The sequence below is a fragment of the Phenylobacterium sp. Root700 genome (assembly GCF_001429025.1).
GTDB lineage: Bacteria > Pseudomonadota > Alphaproteobacteria > Caulobacterales > Caulobacteraceae > Phenylobacterium.
The window spans coordinates 1-229 of record NZ_LMHT01000002.1 but is presented as its reverse complement, the minus strand read 5'-3'; the positions used below and the strand labels follow the sequence as shown (position 1 = coordinate 229).

Here is a 229-nt window from a genome sequence, read left to right as displayed (position 1 = left end):
CCCGGCCAGCACCTGCGGCTGGTTGGCGACCACGCCGACCGTCGCGCCCTCGATGCGGCCAAAACCGCAGATGATGTTCTTGGCGAAGTCCGGCGAGATCTCGAAGAAGTCGGCCTCGTCGACGACCTTCAGGATCAGTTCCTTCATGTCGTAGGGCTTGTTGGGATTGGCCGGGATCAGGGTGTCGAGCGAGGCCTCCAGCCGGTCGGGGGCGTCGTCGCTCTGGCGG

The 229-nt window shown here is 65.9% G+C and carries 1 protein-coding gene; it reads right to left on the bottom strand.

All coding sequences use genetic code 11. The annotated features are described in order from the left end of the window. Positions 1 to 229 (bottom strand): carboxyl transferase domain-containing protein (locus ASE02_RS00330; protein ID WP_304438348.1); only part of this gene is annotated, 229 nt, incomplete at both ends.